This is a genomic window from Xanthomonas sp. 1678, assembly GCF_031455575.1.
GTDB lineage: Bacteria > Pseudomonadota > Gammaproteobacteria > Xanthomonadales > Xanthomonadaceae > Xanthomonas_A.
In genome coordinates this window covers 45491-62155 of the sequence record NZ_JAVDSZ010000008.1, presented here as the reverse complement: position 1 = coordinate 62155, position 16665 = coordinate 45491, and the positions used below count along the sequence as shown (strand labels likewise).

Here is a 16665-nt window from a genome sequence, read left to right as displayed (position 1 = left end):
GTCAGCGCGCCGGAGCGAACGGAGTGGGGAGGTAGTGCGGCTGTGGGCGCTGCGGGGTCAGCGAACGGCCGTAGGCGTTGCCGTAGCGCTGGCGCAGCGCGGCCGGCGTGGGCTGTCCGCGTTGCAGCGGATCCAGCGCGGTGGCGGCCGCGGCCAGCGGCGGGGCGCTCAGGCGGGCGTTGGCGGCGGCCTCGCGCAACGTCTGGTTGAGGCAGTCCAGCTGGCCGGCGACGTCCTCGCCGATCCGCACCTGCACGCACGGCGCGGTCGCCGGCGGCGGCGCTGGCGGCGTGGCGAGCGCGGTGTCCGTGCCGACGGTCGGCGCGGCCAGCGCCAGCCACGCCAGCGCGACGCCGGCGCGGCTCATTGCGCAGCGTCCTGCGGCGTGGTGGCCACAGCCGCGGCGGTGGAGCAGGCCTGGGTCTGCGCGTGCTGCTCGGCCAGGCGGTCTTCCAGCGCGCGCACGCGGTTCTCGCGCGTCACCCTGGCCATGCCGAACAGCTCGCGGCCGTGGCTGCGCACGAAGCGCACGAAGGCCGGATCGCGGTACAGCGCGGCCAGTTCGCGCGCGGTGGCGTACAACGCGTCGCTGCCGGTGGCGCATTGCGCCATCCGCGCGCGCTGGCGCTGCAGTTCCGCGTCCAGCGTCGCCCGTGCCTGCGCCTGCTGGGTGGCGGCCTGCGCGGCGTTGACCTGCGCCTGCTGCTGTTCGCGTCGCTGCGCGAGCGCGGCGTCGCGTTCGCGCTGCGCCTGCAGCAGCTGCCGCTGCAACGCGGCCTCGCGGCCGGGGTCGGCGCTTGCGGCACGCGGCGCTGGCGCGGCACGCAGCGCGTCGCGCTCGCGTTCGGCGGCGGCGGTCGCCAGCTGCTGCTGGACCAGCGCGGCCTCGGCCTGGCGCAGCCGCGCGCCGGTGTCGCGCAGCGCTTCGCGCAGCCGCGTCTCGGTGCTGTCCTGCGCGTGCAGCGGGGCGATGGCGAGCAGCGTCGCGGCGAGCATGCCGCAGGCCAGGCGGGAGGGAAGGCGGTGCATGCTCAGAACTCCGTGCCGAGGTCGAGCTGCAGCAGGTCCACCGCGAACGGCGCGCCGGAGATCTCGTTGGCGCTGAGCCAGCGCAGGCCGACCCAGGTGTTGCGCGCCAGCGCGTAGTTGCCGCCGACGATGAAGCCGCGCGCATTGGTGCCGCCGAGATGGAAATCCGAATCGGTGAAGCCGTCCGGCACCGCATCCGATTCCAGGTACTTGTAGCCGACGCTGACGTTCCAGTCGCCCGGCTGCACCGGCTTGGGCTGGCCGACGGTGAGGTTGAGGTAGTAGCCCATGTCGCCGCCGTCGAACACGCCCTGGTCGCCGAGGTTGTTGACCGGACCCAGCGAGCGCACGCGCGTGGCGTTGTAGCGGGTGTTCTTGACCACGTCGGCCTCGAGCAGCATCGTCACCGGTGCGAACTGGTCCAGCTGCAGCTGCGCGTGCAGGTCGGCGACGCCGAACTTGCTGGCGTAGCCGTAGTACTGCAGCTGCGGGCCATTGGGATTGGCCGGATCGGCGACGATGTCGCGCAGCGCGAACAAGGTATTGCCGAACTGCTGGAACTGCGGCCGCGAACCATCGGTGTCGCAGCTGTCGGCCGAGGTCGGCGCCAGGCACGGCGACGAGCGCTTGCCCTCGAACTGGTCGTACTGGAAGTAGCCCAGGCCCACGCGCAGCGCCATGTCGTCGGCGAAGCGCCAGCGCGCGCCCAGCTGCGCGCCGTACATCCACTTGTCGCGGCTGCGGGTCTTGCTGGTGCTGGTGGAGCCGAAATCGAACTCGGTGTTGTAGACCGGGAACAGGCCGGCGCTGATCCACGGCGCGAAGTCGGCATCGTCGTCATCGGCGGCCAGGTCGTAGCGCGCGGCCACGCCGTCGAAGTTCAGGTCGTTGTCGAACACCAGTTCGCTGCTCCAGAACGGATTGGCGAAGCGGCCGAAGGTCAGGGTCAACGCGTCGATCGGGGTCAGCTGCAGCGCGGCGCGGTCCAGCCACAGCGAGTACTTGGACAGGTTGCCGCCGCCGCCCAGGGTCTGGTTGGTGGACACCGGGCTACGGTCGCTGCCGGTGGCCAGGCGCAGGTCGGCCTGCACCCAGTCGGCGATCTGCGCGCTCACCCCGAGCCGCGCACGCACGCGCATGCGGCTGCGGTTGCGCGTGGTGTTGACGAACGGCGCGTTGTTGGCGCCGACCACGTCGAACCCGGAGCCGGCGTTGATGTCGCCGAAGTCGGGGAAGAACGCGTAGTTTTCGTCGGCGTTGAACACGCCTTCGCCGCGCACGCGCAGATCGCCGTACACGCGCACGCGCTGGGTCCATTCCGGCAGCGCGCCGGGCGTGGCCCAGCCTTCGGACTTGGCCTGCGCGGTGACTTCGGCGCGCAGTTCGTCCTTGATCTGCTGGCGCACCGGCTCGGGCACGTACTGCACCACCACCGCGCCGGGCTGGGTCTGGTACGGCGCGGCGCCTGCCGCCGCCGGGGCCGGCGCCGCAGCGGCCGTGGCGGAGGCTTCGCGGATCAGGTCGTCGGCCTGGGCGCGGGTCATCACGCCCTTGGCGACCAGCAGGTCGATCAGCCGCAGCGTGACCTGCGGATTGATCTGCGCCGGATCGATCGCGGTCGCGGCGGACTGGGCCATGGCCGCGCCCGGCGCCAGCAGCAGCGCCAGCAGGGCCAGGCGCAACCGGGACGGACGGTGGAGAGGAAACGGAGTGGTCATGCTGGGGTCCTTGGTACGAAACGCGGCGTCAGCCCGGCGCCAGGGCGCCGATGCGCAATTGGATGGGTTGGGGAAGGGAGGCGGGCGGCGGTTGCGGCAGCGGCTGGTCCTGCAGCGCGCGCACGATCGCCGCGTCCAGTTCCGGCTTGCCGGCCGAGCTCAGGATCTGCAGGCGGCCGATGCTGCCGTCCGGGTTCAGCCACAGCGCCACGGTGGCGCTGTAGCGGCCCTTGCGGGTGCGCTCGTCGCGCTGCAACAGCTGCTGCACCGCGCGCTGCACGCTGGCCGCATAGCCGCCGAACGGACTGCCGCCGCCGCCCTTGCCGCCGATGCGGGTGCCGCCGCCATCGCCGGCCTGCAGGCCGAAGGCGTTGTCGCCGGGGCCGGCCGGCGCGGTCAGCGGATCGCCCGGCGGCGTCGCTTCGGCGTCCGGCTTCGGTTGCGGGGTCGGCTCGGCGGCCTGCATCGGCTGCGGCTGTTCCTGCGGCTTGGGCGGCTGCGGATCGGGCTTGGGCGGCGGCGGAGGCGGTGGCGGCGGCAGCATCACCTGGGTGATGCGCGGCGGCTGCGCGCGCGCCGGCGTCGCCTGCTGCGGGCGCAGCAGCAGCGTGGCCAGCCAGCCGAGCAACAGCAGCGCGAGCACCGCGGCGCCGGCTTTCAGCCAGCGTCGCGGCGGTTCGGCGTATTGCAGGGGATCCATCGCGTCCACTCAGCCGGCCGCCTGGCGTTGCGTGGCCAGGCCGATCGAGGCGATGCCGAGCCGGCTGCACAGGTCCAGCACCGCCATCACCTTCTCGTACTGCACGGTGCGATCGCCGCGCAGCATCACCGGCAGCTCGGCGTCGCTGGCCAGCGCGTTGCGCAGCTGCTGTTCCAGTTCGCTCATGCTCACCGGCACCGCGTCCAGGCTGACCTGGCCGTTGTTGTCGATCGCGATGACCTTGGTCTTGGGCTCGGACAACGGCTTGGCCGCGCTGGCCTTGGGCAGTTCGACCTTGATGCCCTGCACCGCGGCGGTGGTCATGATGATGAAGATCACCAGCAGCACGTACGCCAGGTCCAGCATCGGCGTGATGTTGATGTCGTCGTAGGGCTTCTTGCCTTGGACCTTCATCGGCTCAGCCTCCGCCCGCGCGCGCCGGCGCGTCGCCGGCATAGTCTTCGGCGATGCGCTTTTCCAGTTCGTCGACGAACACCTGCATGTCCGCCGAGACCGCTTCGGCCTGGCTGAGCAGGTAGTTGTAGCCGAACAGCGCCGGGATCGCGACGGCCAGGCCGGCCACCGTGGCCAGCAGCGCGGCGGCGATGCCGGGGGCGATCGCGTTGATGTTGACGTCGCCGGCGGCGGCCACCGCGGCGAAGGTGATCATGACCCCGACCACGGTGCCGAGCAGGCCCAGGAACGGGCCGCCGGAAATGGCGATGGTCAGCAGCACCATGCCTTTGTGGATGCGCTGGCCTTCGCGCACCGCGGCCGCGTCCAGCGCCGAGCGGATCGCCGCGATCGATTGCGTGCGCACCACGTTGGTCCCGCTGGCCTGCAGACGCTCGCGCAGTTCCTGCTGGCCGACCTGCAGCAGCCGCGCCAGGTTGGAACGCACGCCGGCCGAGGTGCCGAGCTGCTGCCAGTGCGGCGCGTGCAGCGGATGCGCGGCCACCTGCTGGCGGTAGGCGTGGAGGAAGCGCGCATTGGCGCCGGCGGTGGCGTTGAGGTACAGGCCCTTGCGCACCATCACCCACCAGCTGATCAGCGCCATCACCGCCAGGATCCCGATCACCGCCCACGCATCCGGGGTCAGCGCGGCGATCAGGATGCCGAAGTAGTTGTGGCCGCCATCGCCCGACTGCTGTTCGACCGGATCGAAGCGCGCCAACCGCGCGTCCACGCCCTGGCTGCGCGCCGCCGCTTCGATCGCGCCGACCGGGCGCGCGTTCTTGGCCACTTCGACCTCGTCGAGCAGGCCGATGAAGTTCGGCCGCGCCGCGCCCGGCTCGCCACCGAGCAGCAGGCCGCCGTTGCTGGCCGGCAATGCCACCGCGGTCTCGCCGGCGGGCTGGCCGTTGACGAACAACGTGGCGGTCTTGCCGTCGCTGCGCAGCGCCACATGCGCCCAGGCGTCGGCCGGCAGCGCGGTGGTGGCGGCGATCTGCGCGCTCGGCACCGCCGCGCCGAACTCGGCCAGCACGCGGCCTTCCTGCAGGCGCAGGGTCAGCGCGCCGGGCAGCGTCAGCAGCACGCCGGAGGCGTTGGCGCTGGCCGGCTTGGCCCACAGCGACACGGTGGTCGGCTGCGCCGCCGGCCAGTTCAGCGATGCCGAGGCCGGCACCGTCACCGGCGCGCGTCCGTCCAGGCGCAGGCCGGCGCCGATCAACGCGGCGTCGGCCAGGTCCAGCGGCGGCGCGGCGTTGTTGGCGTAGGCGGTGCTGTCGGCGGCGGCCGCCTGCGCGTTGGCGAAGTGGTAGACCGCGACCGTATCGGCGTCATAGCTGCCCTTGGCATCGCCGCCGCCGCTGGCCTCGGGATTGCCGAAGTAGACGTACAGCGGCGTGCTGGCGTTGGCCGGCAACTCGGGCAGGTCGACCCAGGCCAGCGCCACCTGATCGACCAGCCCGTCGTACTTCTCGAAGTGGTACTTCAGCGGCGTGCGGTCGTCGCCGGCGACGAAGCGCACGTCGCTGCCGTCGGCCTTGGCGTCGGCGAAATTGAAGTTGCCCGAATGCAGGCGCACCAGCACCTGTGCGCGCCCGGACGGCTGGCTCAGCGCCGCGCCGGTGGAGGTGGTGTCCAGGGTCAGCTTGGCTCGGTAGTTCCACTTGCCGTCCCACCAGGTCGCGGCCGAAGCCGGGAGCGCCGACAGCAGCAACGCGGCCGCCAGCATGAAGCGCAATCCATATACCGCCATCTTTCGTTCTCCGAGCGTCGACCCGAATGCATCGCTGCATCCGTCATGAGTGGTGGATTAGTTGGAACCGGTGGATCCGGCCACGCCGGCGTACTGCGTCCCGATCGGCGCGCGTCCCGGGCCGCGGTGCTTGACGTCGATGGCGGTGCCCGCATGCGGCCTGCCCATGGCGACACCGAACCGGCTGCCGAGCGTGGCGCCGTAGCGCGCGTTGCCGACGATCGAGCTGGAAATTGCGGAGGTCTTCATAACTAAATTTCCTTGGCAGAGAAGCCGGATTCAGAACTCGCCCCACACCCGGAACAGCACGTTCAAATCGTCCTGTTTCGGCGCGTTGTCACCGCCAGGCCGCGACAGCGGCGCGGCGAGATCGACCGAGCCGTTGAAGTGGTCGAAGAATTGCGCTGTCGCGCCGATGCCGACGCTGACCAGCGTCTCGCTCGGGGTCTGCTCGGGCAGCGGCTTGTGGATGCGCACGTAGCCGCCGTCGACGAAGGCGCGCGCGCGCGCCTCCTGCGCGGCGGCACCAAACCAGCTGGCGAACGAGGGGCTGCGCAGTTCCAGCTGTGCGGTCACGCCGTAGTCACCCAGCGCTTCGCTTTCCTTATAGCCGCGCACCGTGTCCATGCCGCCGATGCTCATTTCCTCGTTGCTGATCAACGGCTCGGCGGCCAGCTGCGTCTGCGCGCGGCCGAACAGCTGAACGTCCTTGCCCAGCGTGCGCGTATGCGAGCCTTCCAGGCGCACGTGGAAGAAGTTCGGGCGCGCGTTGTAGCGCTTGTAGTCGAAGCTGCCCGGCGCGGAAGGATTGCAATGGTCGTTGCCGCAGCGGTCGGCACCGGCACCGAGACCGCCGGGATTGGCGGTCAAGGTGGCGCCGAAGCTGCTGTGCGTGCGCTCGCCCGCCCAGTCGGCGTTGTAGGCGAGATTGAGCGGGTAGTACTTGATCGGCGAGGAGTCCACGCTCGCGCCGAAATTGGACTCTTCCTTGAAGTCCTTGTAGTCGATGCCCAGGCTCAGCGAGTGGAAGAACCCGGCTTGCGCCGGTAGTGCCCGGATCGCGCGCACGCCGGCCAGGGTGCCGTTGCCGATCACGTTGAAATCGCTGATCACCGCGATGTCGCTGTCGCTGCGCACCGCATAGGCGAGCAGCGACCACGGCGAATCGGTGAGGCGCGCCAGGTAGGACAGTGACAGCACCTTGGCGTCGGAGGTGCGCTCCGGCGCCGTCTGCGCCGAGAGGCTGATGCTGTGGCCGCGCTGCCACAGGTTGTCGTAGCGCAGCGTGGCGTTCAGGCGCAGGTCGCTGGTGTTGGCGCTGCTGCGATTGTTCAGTTCCACCGAGCCATGCAGGGGCAGGTTGTCGTCCACGTTCAGATCGACGTCCACCGTGTTCGGCCCGACGCCGGGCTTGATGTCCGGCGTCACCCGCCGATCGGGCAACTGGTTCAGCGCGACGATGTCGCGTTGCACGTCCTTGAAGTTGGGCACCGTGCCTTCCTTCAACGACGGCGCGCCACGCTCGACGGCGTCCGGAGAAAAATAGCTGGCGCCGTTCACGCGCAGCCGGCCGATGCGCTGCTCGCTCACCTGCAGGGTGACCAGGCCGTTGCCCGCATCCTGTTCGGGCACGCTCACCGCCACCGTGGCCAGGCCCTTGTTGGCGTACCGCGTCTGCAACGCGGCGCGCGCCGCTTCCACGTCGGCCTCGCTGCGCTGCGGGCCGAGGAACGGATACACCACGCGCTCGATGTCCGCCGCGCTCAGTTCGGTATTGCCGACGACCTGGTAGGCCATCACGTCGAAACGCGCGGTCGGCGCGTCCGCGGCGAAGGCGCACGGCGCGCCGCACACGGCCAAGCCGAGCGCTGCGAAGATTCGCAACTCCATCTGAAAATATCCCCTGACTTCGGCGCGCGGCGTGCTGCCGCTTATGAAGACCGCTGCAATGCGGCGAGGACCTTAGGAGCGATAAATGACTATCCGCGAACGCTTTTGTGACGGCGGCTGTAAAGTTTCTGCCACAACTGCCAAGAAAATGGCGACGCGTGAAATATAAATGCGTAGTGCATCAACGCGCGGACCACGCAGCGCGAAGCGCGGCACGGCCGAGCGCCTGTTTCATCCGGTCATAAACGCCTCAGCCGGCAGCGCAGCGTCGTTGCGGCGCCGCGCAGACTTGTCTACGGCATCGTCCGCGCGGCGAGCGCGGGACTACAGCAATCCGTCGCGCTTGACCGCGAGATAGCGCTCCACCAGCGCGCCCGGCAGTTCCTCGCCGGTGACGTCGAGCACCATCACGCCGTGGCTGCGCAGCGCCTCGTGGGCGTCGCCGCGTTGCTGCAGGTAGCGCGCCACCGCGCCGGCCTGCACCGCCTGCTGCAGGTCGCCGACCTCCTGCGCCAGCGCCTGGTCCAGCTCGCGCTCGCGCAGGCTGGCCACGCACACCAGGTGGCGGCGCTGCAGCAGCCGCACCGCGGCGAGCAGGTCTTCGATGTCCTCGTCGCGCACGTTGCTGACCAGCATCACCAGCGAACGCCGGCGCTGGCGCAGCGACAGTTCGGTGGCCGCGACCAGGTAGTCGGTGGCCACCGCCTGCGGCTGCAGGTCGTAGCTGGCGCGCAGCAGCGCATCGACCGTGCCCATGCCGCGCTGCGGCGCGACCCAGCGCGCGTCGCCGCCGCTGGCCATCAGCCCCACCGCATCGCCCTGGCGCAGCGCCAGGTACGACACCACCAGCGCGGCGTTGAGCACGTGGTCGAAATGCGACAGGCCGCTTTCGCTGGCCATCATCCGTCGCCCGGTATCGATCAGCATCAGCAGCTGCTGGTTCTTCTCGTCCTGGTATTCGCGCGAGATCAGCTTGCGCGCGCGCGAGGTGGCCTTCCAGTCGATCTGGCGCAGGCTGTCGCCGACGCGGTACTCGCGCATCTGGTGGAAGTCGGTGCCTTCGCCGCGGCGCCGCTTCAGGTGCGCGCCGACCAGCCGCGACGCCTGTTCGGCACTGAACAGGGCGAAGCGGGTCAGCGGCGCGAAGTTCGGGTACACGCGCACCGTCTGCACCGCGCCGGCGACGCGCCGCTGCCGCCACAGGCGCCAGGCCGAGTGCAGGCGCAGGTGCGTGCCGGGAAACTCGAAACGGCCGCGCGCGGTGGGGCGCAGCCGGTAGGTGAGGTGGGTTTCGCTGGCGGCGGGCACGCGCACCCGCCGCGGCATGCCCTGCATCCACCAGCCGCCGGGCACCAGGTCGAACACGTCCAGCGTCTGCCGTTGCGCGCTGTCGATGCGCAGCCCGGCCTCGCGCTCCACGCCCAGCGGCAAGGCCTCGGGCAGCTCGCGGCGCAGCTGCGGCGTCGGCCGGCGCCACAGCCGCCACGCATCGATTGCCGCGATCGCGCCGATCGCCGCGCCCAGCGCCTGCCACGGCCACAGCGGCAGGAACTGCAACGCCGCGGCCAGGCCGCACAGCGCCCACAGGCCGAGCAGGACCAGCAGGGGCGGGGCGGGTCTCATGGGGACGTCGGGACCAGGGACCAGGGACCGGGGACCCGGTGGTCATGGGGCGGACGCGGGGTCGGGCTGCGGTGGCTGCAAGCCAGGATCCAGGTATCCGCAGCGCCGATGCCGCGCTTGTCCGGGTCCCCGGTCCCCGGTCCCCGGTCCCGCTTCCCAAGCAGCCTCATTTCCGCGGCGCCTCCACCTTCGCCAGCAACGCGCCCAGCGCGTCGTCGGCGCTCTGGCCTTCGATCTGCAGTTCCGGGGCCAGGGCGATGCGGTGGCGCAGCGCCGGCTTGGCGATGTCGCGGATGTCGTCGGGGGTGACGAAGTCGCGGCCGGACAGCACCGCCTGCGCGCGCGCGGCGCGGATCAGGGCGATGCTGCCGCGCGGGCCGGCACCGAGCGCGATGCCCGGCCAGCTGCGGGTGGCGGCGACGATGCGCACCGCGTAGTCGATCACCTGCGGGTCCACCGCGATCGCCGCGGTGCCCAGCTGCATCGCCACCACGTCGTCGGCGCTGAGCACGCGCGGCACCTGCGACAGGTCGAAGTCGCCGGCGCTGCGCCCGGTGGTGACCGCTTCCACCATCCGCTTCTCGTCCTCCAGTTGCGGATAGTCGATCAGGATCTTCAGCAGGAAGCGGTCCAGCTGCGCTTCCGGCAGCGGATAGGTGCCTTCCTGCTCGACCGGGTTCTGCGTGGCCAGGGCCAGGAACGGCGGCGCCAGCGGGAAGGCCTTGCCCTCGATGGTGACCTGGCCTTCCTGCATCACTTCCAGCAGCGCCGACTGGGTCTTGGCCGGGGCGCGGTTGATCTCGTCGGCGAGCAGCAGGTGAGTGAACACCGGGCCGCGGCGGATCTTGAAGCTCTCGGTCTTGGGGTCGTACACGGCATGGCCGCTGACGTCGCTGGGCATCAGGTCGGGGGTGAACTGCACGCGCGCGTAGTTCAGTTCCAGCGCCTGCGCCAGCGCGCGCACCAGCAGGGTCTTGCCCAGCCCGGGCACGCCTTCGATCAGCACGTGGCCGCCGGCCAGCAGCGCGATCAGGATCTGCTCGAGCACCTCCGGCTGGCCGATGAAGGCCTGGCCGACCGCGTCGCGGATCGCCTCGACGCGTTCGATCAGGGCGGGGCCGGTGAGGGGGGCGACGGATTCGGCGGGGGCGGTGGTCATAACTGGTTTCTCATCTGGACGAGGAGGCGAATGCGATCGCGGAAGGCGGCGTGTTGTTTGGGCGCGGGCGGCTGCAACGCCTGTTCGACCTGGGCCGGCGACAGCTGCAGGCGCTCGGCGATGGCGGCGGCCTGGGCCGGGCCCTCCAGCGCGGCGGCGAGCGGCGCGCGCCGGCGCAGCCGCGCCAGGAACGCCTGGCGCATCGCCGCGTACAGCAGCGATGCCTTGCCGTAGCGGAACAGGTGCTCGCCGCTGGCGCGGACGTGTTCCAGCAGCGAGCGGCGGTCGCCGGCGGGCGCTGCCCGCAGCGGGCCGAAGCGTTGCGTGCGCGACCACAGCCAGGCCAGCAGCATCAGCAGCGCCGGCAGCCAGGCCGGCCAGCCGCGGGTGAACAGGGTGGCCCACAGCGACGGCAGTTCCGCCGCGTAGACCAGGTGCACGGTGCCCAGGCCATAGTTCGGCGCCAGGATCTGCCGGGCCAGCAGGCGATGCGGCACGTCGCGCAGGCCGCCGCGCGGCGGGGTCGGCGCCGCGTCCGCTGCGTCGTCGTCCAGGCGGTTGTCGCCATTGCTGCCGTTCTGCAGGAAATCCATTTCCGCCAGCACGTCGACGCTGCCGTCGCCGTGCGGCAGGCGCGCGTAGGCATAGTCCTCGCTGCCGCCCCACCAGTTGATCGCCGCATCCTCATCGATCTGGAAGCGCCGGCCGTTGCAGAACTCGTCGTGCTGCGGCTGGCCGGGGATGGCCAGATGCAGGCAGCCGCCCGGCTCGCCCTCTTCGAGCTCGACGCCCAGCGCGTCGAGGATCGGCGGCTTGCTCGCTTCGTCATCGGCCGACGGCGTGCGCAGGATCAGGTGCCCGCCGCGCTCGACCCAGGCCAGCAGCGCATCGCTGTCGGCCTTGCTCAAGGTGCGCGGGTCGCCGAGCAGCAGCACGCTGTCGTGCGGCTGCAGTTGCATCGCCGCCAGGTCCAGGCGCTGCCGCGACTCGGCGCGCACGCCGTCGGCGCGCAAGGTCTGGCGCAACGCGTACAGCGGGTTGTACGCGGCCTCGCCGCGCGGCGGCAGCACGAGCTGGCGCTCGGCGCGTTCGTAGCGGCCCAGGAACCAGGCGCTGAGCACCCCGACCACGATCAGGCCGAGCAGGAAGATCAGCGCATTGCGCGTGCCGCTGTTCATGCGCGCCACCGGTATTGCTGCTGCAGTTCGTCGAGCAGCGCGTCGAAGGCGGCATCGTCGGGCAGGCGGCCGGCGTAGGCGGCGTACTGCCAGGTGCGGACCATGCGCGCGAACAGGCCGCGGTCCGCTTCCTCGGGCAGGCGCCTGGATGCGCGCAGGCACTGCGCCTCGGTGGCGCCCGGCGGCAACACCAGGTTGGCGCGTTCGCACACGGTCTGCACGCTGGCCCGGTACAGCAGCGCCAGCGCGTTGCGTTGCTGGCCTTCGCGCCACAGGCGGCGCGCGCGGGTCGGCACGTCGTCGGGCAGCGGCTCCGGCGCCAGCACCGGCGCATGCGCTACCGGCGCCTCGGCCGGCGCACGCCGGCGCACGCCGCCGCGCATCCACGGCAGCCAGTGCTTGACGGTCAGCAGCAGCACCAGCACCAGGACGCCGGCCAGCAGCCACATGCCCCATTCGCCGATGAACGCGAACACCCGGCCCACGCTGGCGGCCAAGGCCGCGATCGCGCCGGGGTTGGCCTTGGCGTCGGGCTTCTTTTCCTTCTGTTCCTCGTCGCGGTCGCGCTTCTTCCAGTAACCGATGCTGCGCTTGCCGGACAGCAGCGCATCCTCGTAGGCGCGGTCGGCGGCGCGATCGAAGCGCGCGTCGGCGGCGGGGACGGTGTCGAAGATGTCGTCGAGCGCCACCGGCTCGGCGGCGTCTTCGTCTTCGTCATCGCTATCGTCCTGGGTCTTGGCCGGATCGCCCATCGCGGTGCCGTCGTCCGCGGCGTTGGCGGCGTCGTGCGGCGCTTCCGTCGCCGGGTCGGAGGACGGCGCATGCGGGTCGGCCGCTACCGGAGCGTCGCTGCCCGGCGCTGCGGTTTGCGCGCGCAGCGCGGCACCCGGCGCAGCGAGCAGGACCACGGCCAGCAGGAGCAGCGGCGCGGCGCCGCTGAGCCGCTCGCGCAGCCGGCGCAGCGCCATCTCCACGTCCCAGGCTTCAAGCTCGGTGCGGCGGTTGAGGTACAGGCCGAAGCCGGCGCCGACGAAGAACGGCTCGATCAGCGTCATCGCCAGCCAGCCGAACAGGTTCAGGCCGATATCGGCCCAGGCCGGGTTTTCCTCGCCGATCAGCGCCCAGGCCGCGCGCAGCGTCTCCGGCAGCAGGTCGACCGGCACGAACATCAGGATCGCGGCGATGCAGGCCAGGCACAGCATCAGTTCGAAATGCCAGCACACGCTGGCCAGCAGCAGCGCATGCCCGTAGACCGCGCCGCCCAGGGTGCGGCGGCGCTGCCGCTGCTGTTCGGGACTGGCTCCTTCGAGCAGTTCCAGTGGCAGGAACACGGTGCGCGCCGGACTCAGCCGGCGCCAGGTCAGGTAGCCGAACATCGGGCCCCAACCCCAGCGCCATTGCGCGCGCAGCGTGTCGCGCACGCGCGGCACGTCGCCGAACACGCCGCGCGAGATCACGAACAGCGGGATCCGGTCCAGCACCGGCTTCAGCCACCACAGCAGCAGCCCGGCCAGCCAGATCTGGTCGATCGCCCAGGCGCCGAGATTGAGCAGCGCGAACAGCGGCAGGGTGAACAGCAGCCACGGCTTCCAGATCGCGCCGGCATGGCGGCGCACCAGCGCGCTGCCCAGCTCCATCGCCTCCCAGGCCGAGCGCGCGCGCAACACCACGTCCAGGCGCTCAATCCGCATCGCCGGCCTCCGCCATGCCGCGTCCGCCGCGCCACAGCCACACCAGTACCAGCGTCCACAGCGCAGCGGACACGCTGTATTTCACCACCGCCGGCAACGACCCGATCGAGGACCAGAACGCCTCGATGAAGGCGGCGATCAGCAGCATGAACGCCACGCCCAGGCACAGCCTGGCGCCGATCACGCCGCCTTCGACCAGCGCGTCGATGCGCCGGCGCCGGCCCGGCGCCAGCAGCTTCAGGCCCAGTTGCAGGCCGGCGCCGCCCGCGATGACGATCGCGGTCAGTTCGAACGGCGCATGCCCGGCGACGAAGCGCCAGAACGTGACCCCATAGCCGATCTGGTGCAGGTGCCCGGCCACCGCGCCGATGGTGATGCCGTTGAACAGCAGCACCAGTACCGTGCCCAGCCCGGCCAGCAGGCCGCTGGCGAAGGTGCGCAGGCCGATGCTGATGTTGTTCATGATGTAGTGGCCGAACATCTGCCAGTCGTCGCCGCTGTCGCGGCCGAGCTTGTGCGCGGCCGCGGCCGGGTCGTACATCCGCTCCATCTGCGCGACCTGCATCGGATCCATCAGCCCGTGGATCAGTTCCGGCCGGTACTGCAGCAGCACAAAGATGGTGACCAGCGGCACCACGAACAGCGCGGTGGCCGCGGCCATGTAGCCGGCCTGGCTGCGCACCAGCTGCGGGAAATCGGCGAACAGGAACTCGGCCGCGCGCCGCCAGCGCGGCCGCGGCGGCCGGTACAGTTCGGTGTGGCCCTGTTGCATCAGCTGCTGCAGACGCGCGGTGACCAGCGGGCTGTAGCCGCGCTTGCGGGCCAGCGCCAACTGCTGGCACAGCCGCCGGTAGCGCGCCGGCACGTCCTCGTCGGCGAGCCGCGCCGCGTCCGCGGCGTGGTCGGGCGCATCCGCGGCGCGCTTGCGTCCATGCGTCTGCAGCCAGGTCTCGAAGGCCTCCCACTCGTGCTGGTGGCGGGCGATGAACTGCTCCTGCCTCATCGCCGCCCCAGCAACCAGTTGGCCATCGCGTACAGCCGCAGCACGCCGCCCTGGCCGGGGGTCTCGGTCAGCGGCAGCGCCAGCGTCGCCAGTTCCAGCTGCCGTGCCGGCGCCAGCCGCGGCGCGCGTTCGGCGAAGGCGATCAACGCCGCCTGCTCGGCCGGCAGCAGGCTGCGCGGCGGCGCGACCGCGCTGGCGATCGGCGGCAAGGCCGCTTCGTGGCGCGGCGGCTGGTGGATCACCAGGGTACCGGCGACCATGTCGCCCAGGCGCCGCGCGTGCACGTCGAACAGGCAGGCGATCAGGCCGATGGCGTAGCCGAACGGCAGCATGTCCACGGTGCGCAGCAGGTTGCGGGTGATCGCCGCCATCCATCCGGCCGGCGCGCCGTCGCGCGAGACCACGCGCAGGCCCAGCGCCTTCTTGCCCAGGGTCTGCCCCAGCCAGCCTTCGAGCACGATCGGGTAGGCCCAGAACACCAGGAACATCGCCACCAGGTACAGGCCCTGGCCGAAGCCGCCGAGCGCGCCGAGCAGCATGCCCATCAGGGTCAGCACGCCGAACCGCACCGCCAGGTCGATCAGCCAGGCCAGCGCGCGCGGCACCGCGCCGGCGGCCGGCAGGTGCAGCGGCACGCCTTCGGGCGTGATCACTTCACGGTAGGTGTCGAGCATGCCGCTCATCGCCGGGTCGCGGCGCGGCGCGTGTGCGCGCCTGCGATGTAGGGTGGCCGTTCTTCCGTCCGGCCGGCTGCCTGTGGCGGCATGCGTGATCTCGACTGCGTCCTGCTCCGAACCTAGACTTTAGCCGGCGCGGCGCCAATTGCCCAGCCGGTGCGCCGTTGTCGCGCTGCCGCCAGCGCGACGGCGTGGCGCCGGCGCAGGATGCGGCACCGGTCGGGCGATCGGCGCTGCGCGGCCAGCTCAGCGCACCGTGCCGCCGTCGCGCTTGCGCCCGGAGAACAGCTTGCCGATCCCGCCGGCCAGCGCGATCAGCGCCAGCGCCACCAGCTTCCAAGCCTTGGCCAGCACCAGGCCGAGCTTGGCGAACAGGCCGGCCTTGGCCGCCAGGCCGCCGCCGATCAGCGTGGCCAGGCCGTAACTGGCGATCTTGTCGGTGGACGGGTTGTGGTCGGCATAGCGCGCGCCGCTGTCGAACTCGGCCATCGGCAGCAGCTGCTGCATGCCCTCGCGCACCTGTGCCAGTTCGTCCATGCCGGCGATCGCGTTGAGGCTCAGGTAGCCGTGGCGGCCGAGCACGCGGATGTCGTAGTTGAGGGTGTGACCCTCGTTGCCCTGGAACGCCAGTTCGCGCGCCCAGTACAGTTTCTTGTTGGCCGCGTCGTAGCGCGGCGGCACCGCCCAGCCCACCAGGTCCACGGTCTCGTAGCCGGCTTCCTTGCGCTGCGTGTTCTCCTCGCGGGTTTCCTTCTGCATGTCCGCGAGCATGTCCTTGTAGTCGATCTTGCTGGCGTCCTCGTCGGACACGTAGCCGTCGTCGGCATAGGTGACCGCCACCGCCCAGCTGCCCTGCTCGTCGAGCGCGGGCTGGCGCGGCACGATCAGGCCCAGCACGGTGTCGTCGGGCGGATTGCCCCAGTACGTCTCCAGCACCCGGCGCGCGTCGTCCTTGCCGAGATAGCGGAAGTCGTGGTTCAGGTCGAAATGGACCTTGGCCTGCGGCACTTCGATGTGGCCGTCCTGGAACTGCAGCGAGGCGACGAACTGCTCGGCGGTCATGCCGTCCTCGCCGTCCTCGGCCATGGCCGGCCCGGCGCCGGCGCCGAGCGCAAGCAGGAAAGCGGCCAGCAGGCCGCGCAGCGAAAGCGTCTTGGTCATCGTCGAATCCGTTCGGTGGCGTCCCCACGCCAGAGGCGCGCAGTGTCGCGCAAAGCGCCGCGTTCGACAATCGCCCGCCGGCGGACACCCTAGCCGGCGGCGCTGCCCAGGTAGCGGTCCTTCAAGCGCACGTAGTGCTGGGCGGAGTAGTGCAGGCTTTCGACCTCCTTGTCGCTGAGCGTGCGCGCCAGCCGTGCAGGGTTGCCCAGCCACAGTTCGCGCTCGCCGACGGTCTTGCCCGGCCCGACCACTGCGCCGGCGCCGACGAAGCCGTATTTCTTCACCGTGGCGCCGTCGAGGATGCACGCGCCCATGCCGATCAGGCACAGGTCCTCGATGGTGCAGGCATGGATGATGGTGCCGTGGCCCACGGTCACGTCGGCGCCGATCAGGGTCGGATGGCCGGCCTTGTTGAACGGGCTGTGGTGGCTGACGTGGATGATGGTGCCGTCCTGGATGTTGCTGCGCGCGCCGATGCGCACGTGGTTGACGTCGCCGCGGATCACCGTGCCCGGCCACACCGACACGTCCTCGTCCAGGACCACGTCGCCGATGATGGTGCAGGCCGGATCCACGTAGACGCGGGCGCCGAGCTGCGGCGTCTTGTCCAGGAACGGACGCAAGGGGTTCACG

The 16665-nt window shown here is 71.2% G+C and carries 16 protein-coding genes; all 16 read right to left on the bottom strand.

Features of this window, described 5'->3' with window-relative positions:
- Position 1: 1 nt before the first annotated feature.
- Positions 2-367 (bottom strand): hypothetical protein, encoded by a 366-nt coding sequence (locus J2Y70_RS14910; RefSeq protein ID WP_309919086.1) that lies wholly within the window; start codon positions 365-367, stop codon positions 2-4.
- Positions 364-1029, bottom strand: a complete 666-nt coding sequence (locus J2Y70_RS14905) for a hypothetical protein (RefSeq protein ID WP_309919083.1) — start codon at positions 1027-1029, stop codon at positions 364-366. The genes J2Y70_RS14910 and J2Y70_RS14905 overlap by 4 nt, the downstream gene beginning before the upstream one ends.
- Positions 1030-1031: 2 nt before the next feature.
- Positions 1032-2747 (bottom strand): putative porin, encoded by a 1716-nt coding sequence (locus tag J2Y70_RS14900; RefSeq protein WP_309919080.1) that lies wholly within the window; start codon positions 2745-2747, stop codon positions 1032-1034.
- A 28-nt stretch (positions 2748-2775) separates the two neighbouring features.
- On the bottom strand, positions 2776-3447 hold the full coding sequence (locus J2Y70_RS14895; protein WP_309919077.1) for a TonB family protein: 672 nt from the start codon (positions 3445-3447) through the stop codon (positions 2776-2778).
- 9 nt (positions 3448-3456) lie between these two features.
- Complete coding sequence (locus J2Y70_RS14890) at positions 3457-3861, bottom strand: biopolymer transporter ExbD (protein ID WP_206232898.1); 405 nt, start codon at positions 3859-3861, stop codon at positions 3457-3459.
- Between the two features lie 4 nt (positions 3862-3865).
- Positions 3866-5650 (bottom strand): DUF2341 domain-containing protein, encoded by a 1785-nt coding sequence (locus J2Y70_RS14885; protein WP_309919073.1) that lies wholly within the window; start codon positions 5648-5650, stop codon positions 3866-3868.
- Positions 5651-5707: 57 nt separating this feature from the next.
- Positions 5708-5899: a hypothetical protein gene (locus tag J2Y70_RS14880; protein ID WP_309919070.1), complete on the bottom strand. Its 192-nt coding sequence runs from the start codon at positions 5897-5899 to the stop codon at positions 5708-5710.
- Between the two features lie 30 nt (positions 5900-5929).
- Positions 5930-7540 (bottom strand): ShlB/FhaC/HecB family hemolysin secretion/activation protein, encoded by a 1611-nt coding sequence (locus tag J2Y70_RS14875; RefSeq protein WP_309919067.1) that lies wholly within the window; start codon positions 7538-7540, stop codon positions 5930-5932.
- A gap of 324 nt (positions 7541-7864) precedes the next feature.
- Positions 7865-9163: a DUF58 domain-containing protein gene (locus tag J2Y70_RS14870; RefSeq protein ID WP_309919064.1), complete on the bottom strand. Its 1299-nt coding sequence runs from the start codon at positions 9161-9163 to the stop codon at positions 7865-7867.
- A gap of 166 nt (positions 9164-9329) precedes the next feature.
- Entirely contained in the window at positions 9330-10322 is a 993-nt protein-coding gene (locus J2Y70_RS14865) for a MoxR family ATPase (RefSeq protein ID WP_263396091.1), read from the bottom strand.
- On the bottom strand, positions 10319-11500 hold the full coding sequence (locus J2Y70_RS14860; RefSeq protein WP_263396090.1) for a DUF4350 domain-containing protein: 1182 nt from the start codon (positions 11498-11500) through the stop codon (positions 10319-10321). The genes J2Y70_RS14865 and J2Y70_RS14860 overlap by 4 nt, the downstream gene beginning before the upstream one ends.
- Positions 11497-13191: a DUF4129 domain-containing protein gene (locus J2Y70_RS14855; protein WP_309919059.1), complete on the bottom strand. Its 1695-nt coding sequence runs from the start codon at positions 13189-13191 to the stop codon at positions 11497-11499. The genes J2Y70_RS14860 and J2Y70_RS14855 overlap by 4 nt, the downstream gene beginning before the upstream one ends.
- Positions 13181-14194, bottom strand: coding sequence for a stage II sporulation protein M (locus tag J2Y70_RS14850; protein ID WP_309919056.1), 1014 nt, complete (start codon positions 14192-14194; stop codon positions 13181-13183). The genes J2Y70_RS14855 and J2Y70_RS14850 overlap by 11 nt, the downstream gene beginning before the upstream one ends.
- The gene (locus J2Y70_RS14845) at positions 14191-14877 is read right to left on the bottom strand and encodes an RDD family protein (RefSeq protein ID WP_309919052.1); all 687 of its coding nucleotides are present in this window, start codon (positions 14875-14877) and stop codon (positions 14191-14193) included. Before J2Y70_RS14845 ends, J2Y70_RS14850 begins: the two co-directional genes overlap by 4 nt.
- Positions 14878-15117: 240 nt before the next feature.
- Positions 15118-16032 (bottom strand): DUF2167 domain-containing protein, encoded by a 915-nt coding sequence (locus tag J2Y70_RS14840; RefSeq protein WP_263396086.1) that lies wholly within the window; start codon positions 16030-16032, stop codon positions 15118-15120.
- Between the two features lie 89 nt (positions 16033-16121).
- Positions 16122-16664, bottom strand: a complete 543-nt coding sequence (locus tag J2Y70_RS14835) for a gamma carbonic anhydrase family protein (RefSeq protein ID WP_263396085.1) — start codon at positions 16662-16664, stop codon at positions 16122-16124.
- Position 16665 lies beyond the last annotated feature (1 nt).